Annotated in this window: 6 protein-coding genes and 2 pseudogenes; 4 read left to right on the top strand and 4 right to left on the bottom strand. The window is 75.9% G+C overall.

Annotation, left to right across the window (positions count from 1 at the left end; translation table 11 throughout):
* Positions 1-452 (bottom strand): annotated as a pseudogene (locus tag IH44_RS47060) (acyltransferase); the annotation flags it as partial.
* 300 nt (positions 453-752) lie between these two features.
* On the opposite strand from IH44_RS47060, the gene IH44_RS0138910 reads away from it, so the two are divergent.
* Positions 753-1,394, top strand: coding sequence for a hypothetical protein (locus tag IH44_RS0138910; protein WP_030464585.1), 642 nt, complete (start codon positions 753-755; stop codon positions 1,392-1,394).
* On the opposite strand, the gene IH44_RS0138915 is transcribed toward IH44_RS0138910, so the two are convergent.
* Positions 1,357-1,854, bottom strand: a complete 498-nt coding sequence (locus IH44_RS0138915; protein ID WP_063759773.1) for a DUF6228 family protein — start codon at positions 1,852-1,854, stop codon at positions 1,357-1,359. The two genes, IH44_RS0138910 and IH44_RS0138915, sit on opposite strands and share 38 nt — an antisense overlap.
* The gene (locus IH44_RS0138920) at positions 1,851-2,405 is read right to left on the bottom strand and encodes a TetR/AcrR family transcriptional regulator (RefSeq protein ID WP_030464587.1); all 555 of its coding nucleotides are present in this window, start codon (positions 2,403-2,405) and stop codon (positions 1,851-1,853) included. The genes IH44_RS0138915 and IH44_RS0138920 overlap by 4 nt, the downstream gene beginning before the upstream one ends.
* A 168-nt stretch (positions 2,406-2,573) precedes the next feature.
* Here IH44_RS0138920 and IH44_RS49585 point away from each other — a divergent pair, with 168 nt between their 5' ends.
* From IH44_RS49585 to IH44_RS0138935, 3 genes are all read left to right on the top strand, one after another.
* Positions 2,574-3,452, top strand: coding sequence for an NAD(P)H-binding protein (locus IH44_RS49585; protein WP_030464588.1), 879 nt, complete (start codon positions 2,574-2,576; stop codon positions 3,450-3,452).
* Between the two features lie 151 nt (positions 3,453-3,603).
* Positions 3,604-4,272, top strand: coding sequence for a hypothetical protein (locus IH44_RS49255; RefSeq protein WP_051818265.1), 669 nt, complete (start codon positions 3,604-3,606; stop codon positions 4,270-4,272).
* Positions 4,273-4,325: 53 nt separating this feature from the next.
* Positions 4,326-5,045 (top strand): GNAT family N-acetyltransferase, encoded by a 720-nt coding sequence (locus tag IH44_RS0138935; RefSeq protein ID WP_030464590.1) that lies wholly within the window; start codon positions 4,326-4,328, stop codon positions 5,043-5,045.
* 65 nt (positions 5,046-5,110) lie between these two features.
* Here IH44_RS0138935 and IH44_RS0138940 read toward each other — a convergent pair.
* Positions 5,111-5,425 (bottom strand): annotated as a pseudogene (locus IH44_RS0138940) (SAM-dependent methyltransferase); the annotation flags it as partial.

Below are 5,425 nucleotides of genomic sequence, written 5' to 3' on the forward strand. Positions count from 1 at the left end.
CAGCCGACCGCCACCCGCCCGCCCCCGGCCCGCGCCGCCAGTTCGGCCGCCCGCGCCTCCCCGCACCCGATCAGCGTCAACCCGCCGGGCGTCCGCGCCAGCACCCCGGCCAGCCCGTACGCGGCCCGCGCCCCGGCCCCGACCGTCCAGGCGCCGGCCGCGGTCAGCGCGGCGAGCTCACCGAAACTGACGGCCAGCAACGCGTCCGGCGGCCCGTACCGCCCGACCAGCACCCGCTGCCAGGCCACCGCCGCCCCGTAGTGCGCCACCTGCTGGAGCCCGACCGGCCCCCGCGCCAACTCCCGCCCACCGGGCGGGTCCGCCCCCAGCAGCAGGGCGGCCGGCGACGGCAGTGCCCCGGTGCCGGCACTGGCGTCGATCTCCTCGTAGACGGCCCGCAACGCGCGGCGCAGCGCCCCGTCCCGGGCGGCGGCCCGGGACAGCACCTGCACGGGGAAGTCCCCCTGGCCTGGAAACATGTGAACCGACACGGGCATGACTGCACGCTCCGCAGCAGCGAGAGGGCCGATCCGGCAGGGGCCGCACCACACCCGGCCCCGCGCCGACTCCCCTCGACACGGCCGGTGTCCGGCCCGCCACCACAGTGCCCAATCAGTACACCCACCATCCAGTCATATGAGCCTTGAATGTGTTGAAAGTTCCACCCCCTGTTGAACACCCGCCCCGGAAGCCCCCCTCACCGACCTCCGGCAAGACCGGCCGACCGACCGACCGGCCCCTATGATCGACCCGTGCAGCCGCCCCCCACCGGCAACCCCCCGCTGACCGCCGCGTTCCCGCCCGAACTCGCCGACGACGCCCGGGCGGTGCTGGCGGCCATGCCCGCCTCCCGCTTCCCGCCGATCACCCCGTTCCCCGTCCTCGTCGGGGGCCGGCCGGTCACCCTCCCCGGGCGCCTCTACAACGACGAGCCGCCGGCCCGCGCGGTGGCGTCGCTGTCGGAGCGCCAACGGCAGCTCCTGCACTGCCTCTACACGCGGAACTGGGACGGGCGAATCCGGCAGCGCCACCTGGAGGAGATCGTCGGATCCGCAGACCCCTGGGTCGTCCCGTTCGTCGTGCAACTGGTCGGCGAGTACGTCCTGGAGATCCTGGTCGTCATCCGCGACGCGCTTTCCGACCTCGCCGCCCCGGGCACCGCCGGACACCTCGCCTACGGCCGGTTCATCGCGGAGAACCCGGCCTTCTTCGCCCGCACCCAACGGCGCGTCGTGAGCTACTGGAGCTGCTACCACCGCGCCGCCCACCCGAGTTTCCGCAACCACCCGGGGCACGCCGTCCTCGCCCTCCTGCGCTCCGCCGCCTCCACCCGGACGGGACACCCCTGGCCCGACCTCACTCCAGCCGCCACCCGGGCGGGCGGCCACCACTAGCACCCGCACCCGCTCCCGCTCCCGCTCCTGCTCCCGCTGCGAACGCGGCCGACTCCGCTGCCAGCGCGGTGAGTTGCTCGCCCGTCTCCAGCCAGGTGGTCACCTCCGCCCGCCAGGTGCCGTCGGCGGTCCGCCAGGGTCGGAGTTCCCAGCTCAGTGCGGTGTGGCCGCCGGGGTGGAACACCGCTCGCAGCGTCAGGTCGCGGTCGGGGGTGCGCCACTCCCGCTCGCCTTCCCAGCCCCGGAAGTCCGCGGCCAGCGCGGCCAGGAAGCCGGGCAGCCCGCCGTCCGGTCCCAGGTCGACCACCTGCGGCAGCCGCGCCGCCAGGCCGGGGGCCCGCAGTTCCACCGCGAACCGCAGCACCCCGTCCTCCTCCTGCCGGTCCGTCAGCAGGACGCCGACCGCCCGGTTCCGTCCGCACCGCACCTCCACCGGCGACTCCTCGTGCTCCGTGCTCACTGCGCGATCATTCCGGTCAGCGCGAGGTCGAGCAGCCGGTCGGCCTGGTCGGCGGTGTCGTGTTCGCGGGCCCAGGCGGCGGCGTTCATCAGGGTGAAAAGGTCCGCGCCGGTGGTGTCGCCGCGCAGCGCGCCCGCCCGGCGGGCCCGGTCGACCAGGTGGTCGCCGATCCCGGTCAGCCGGTGGCAGGAGTCGCGGAGTTCGTCGGCGCGGGCGGCCAGGGTGGCGGCCAGGCCCTGGTAGGCGGCGGCGTGCCGGACCACCGCGCGGACCCAGTCGGCCAGTGCCCGGGCCGGGTCGGGGTGTTCGGCGAGGCCGTCCCCGTAGGCGAACAGTTCCTGGTTGCGGGTGTCCAGCAGGGCGGCGACCAGTGCGGCGCGGGTCGGGAAGTGGCCGTAGAGGGTGCCGATGGCGACGCCGGCCCGGCGGGCGACGCCTTCCAGCGAGGCGCCGGTGCCCTCCTCGCGGAAGACGGCGTCGGCCTCGGCGAGCAGCCGTTCCCGGTTGCGCAGCGCGTCGGCGCGCGGTCGGCGGCGGGCGGTCCCGGTCACGTCAGCTCCCTTTTCCGGGCGGGCACTTGTGCCCGCACCTCAATTCGAGGCATCCTCACTTTACCTCGAAACCGAGGATGCCTCAGCTTATCCGAGCCCAGCCACCGCACCACGGAACACCTGTCCTCACACCCGTCCTCATCACCACCAGACAGGGGAGAACCCGCCGTGATCCTGCTGACCGGAGCCACCGGCTCGATCGGCCGCCACCTGGTCCGCCGACTCGCCGCCCGGGGCGCCGAGTTCCGCGCCCTGGTCCGGGACGAGGCCAAGGGCCGCGCCCTGGGCTGCGCGTACACCGTGGGCGACTTCGCCGACCCCGGCTCGCTCGCCGCCGCGTTCGACGGGGTCGACCGGCTCTTCCTCAACGGGCCCGGCGCCGTACCGGTGGACGGGGAGCAGCCGATGCTCCGTCAGCTCGGCGCCGTCATCGACGCGGCCGCGGCGGCGGGCGTCGAACGGGTGGTGAAGGTCTCGGTCCGGCACGCCGCCCCCGGCCGCCCGCTCTCCGAGGGCGTGCACGGCGCGCTCGACCGCCGGCTCGCGGCGTCCGGCCCGGCCGCCTGGACGCTCCTGCAGCCCTCCGGCTTCCTGCAGAACCTGCTGGCCCCGGGCACCTTCACCCCCGACGGGCGCCTGGTCGGCCGCTACGGCGGCGCCCCCGTCTCGCACATCGACTGCCGGGACATCGCCGACTGCGCGGAGGTCCTGCTGACGGGGCCGCCGCGCCCGGGCGAGTCCTTCGCCCTGACCGGGCCGGAGGCCGTCACCGACCGGCAGCTGGCCGACCGCGTCTCCCGCGCCCTGCACCACCCGGTCGGACTGCTCCCCCGCACCCCGGACGAGGTCGCCGCCGACCTGACCGCCCAGGGCGCCCCGGCCGGCTTCGCCGCCGAACTGGCCGTCCTGCTGCACGAGGTCGCCGCGGGCTCGCTGGCCGAGGTGACCACCGCCGTCCCCGACCTGCTCGGCCGCCCCGCCCGCACCGTCGACGCCTTCCTCACCGACCACCTGCCGGCCTTCCGCACCGCCCTCCGCCTCCCGTGAACCCCCTCCCACCCCTGACTGGCCGCCATCGCCCGCCCCGCGCACCGAAGTTGAGTACGGGTACTCTGTCCGCCGATCCACCGCACACGGAACGATCGCCACACCGCCGGGCCGCCGGGCCCGCCCCACCGAACCGACCGGAGCGCCCACCGTGAAACGTCCCGCCCTGGCCGCGGCCACCGCCGTACTCGCAACGGGCGCCCTGCTCACCGGCTGCGGCTCCACCCACGCCCCCTCCGACCGGGCGGGCGCCGCACACCCCGCCGTCTCCGCCGCCCCTCCTTCCGCCTCCGCGTCCGCCTCCGCCTCCGCGTCCGGTTCGGCGGGCAGCACGCCGGAGGAGGCCCAGCGGAAGTTCGAGGAGCAGCAGAAGCAGGCGGCGGCCGAGCACGACAAGACCTTCCCCGCCGTCGCCGCGGCCTGCGCGGGCAAGTCCACCGCGACACCGTCGCCCACCCCCGCGGCCACGGCGTCCGGCGGCTACCAGCCCGAGAACCCCAAGTACAGCGAGAACCACGCCTACGCCCAGCTGATGCCGCTCAACCCGCTCCAGCAGTGCCGCGGCGACGCCCACGCCGCCCGCCTCACCGCCGAGGCCGCCAAACAGCCCCCCACCGGACCGGACCAGGCCAAGGCCCTGCTCACCCGCCTCGGCTACCCCGGAGCCACAGTCAACCAGACCGCGAACGGCGTCCAGTTCTCCGTCTCCGTCCCGAAAGTCGGCCCCTGCCTGTCGGGCACCCTGTCGGCCACCCCCCAGATCGAGGCACACGGTCCGTACCTGGAGGGCGGCTGCGAACGCCCGAAGGGCGGCCACTGAGCCCCCCGGGAAACCCCTCGCCAACGCGTCAACCGCCCAGCCAGAATGGCACGATGACGACCGACCCACTGCTCCGAAGGGCGTCCGGCCTGTGGCAGGGGCTGGCCGCCAATCCTGCCGCCGCCTTCCCCAGCCCGGGCACCGCGACCGTACTGGTGTCCCCCGGCTCCGGGCTGTGCCCGCGCGGATGGGTCGGCCTGCTGACCCTGGGCGGCGCGACACTGGCCACCGCACCGGACGTCCGCCGGGCCGCCCTGCTGCGCGACACGCTGCGGTCCCACCCGGAGGCCGCCCAGGACGCCGATCTGCTGCACGCGGTCCTCCCGGCCACTCGCTTCCTCGGGCCCGCCGTCCTCGCCTACCTCGCCCCGGACGCCCTCGTCCCGGACGCCACCGGCCCCACCGTCCGGCAGCTCCCTCCCGACCACCCGGCGTTGCGCGCCCTGGCGGCCCGGGCCACCGAGGAGGAACGCGACGAGGCCTCCCTCGACGAGATCACTTCCCCCGCGTTCGCCGTGCTCCGGGGCGAACGCGTCCTGGCCGCCTGTGGTTACCGCAACTGGCCATACGAGACCGCCCAGTTCAGCGCCCTCACCGCCCCGGACGCCCGCAACCGCGGCCTGGCCCGCGCCGTCGCGGCAGCGGCCGCTGCCCACGCCCTCGCCGTCGGCCTCCTCCCCCAGTGGCGCGCCCGCGTCCCGGCCTCCCGCCGGGTCGCCACCCGGGTGGGTTTCCGCGAACTGGGCACCCAACTCTCCGTCGAACTCCCCTGACCCGCCCTCCCGGCGACCCGAACTCCCTCCGCGAACCGGGCGCCCAGTCCGCCGCCCGGCTCCGCTCAACGACGGGCCGAGACCAGCAGCGCCGCGTGCGGGAGCGCCAATCCGCCGTCCGCCGTGCGGAACTCCTGGGCGAGGCGCCCGAACTCCCGCCGGACCCGGGTCCGGACGGCCGGTGGCTGGCTGTGCAGCAGTTCGCCGAGGAAGGCGACCCGGGCGGCGGGGCCGGACCACCACTCCTCCTCGGTGGTGCGGTGGTCCCAGCGCAGGGTGCGGCACTGCGCGTCGTGCAGGCCGCCGGCCGTGAGCAGCGCGGTGAAGCCGTCGGGGCTGCCGAGCGCCTGGAGTGCGGCGGGCGGCGGCGGGAGGTGGGC

Source organism: Kitasatospora sp. NRRL B-11411, assembly GCF_000721345.1.
Taxonomy (GTDB): domain Bacteria; phylum Actinomycetota; class Actinomycetes; order Streptomycetales; family Streptomycetaceae; genus Kitasatospora; species Kitasatospora cineracea.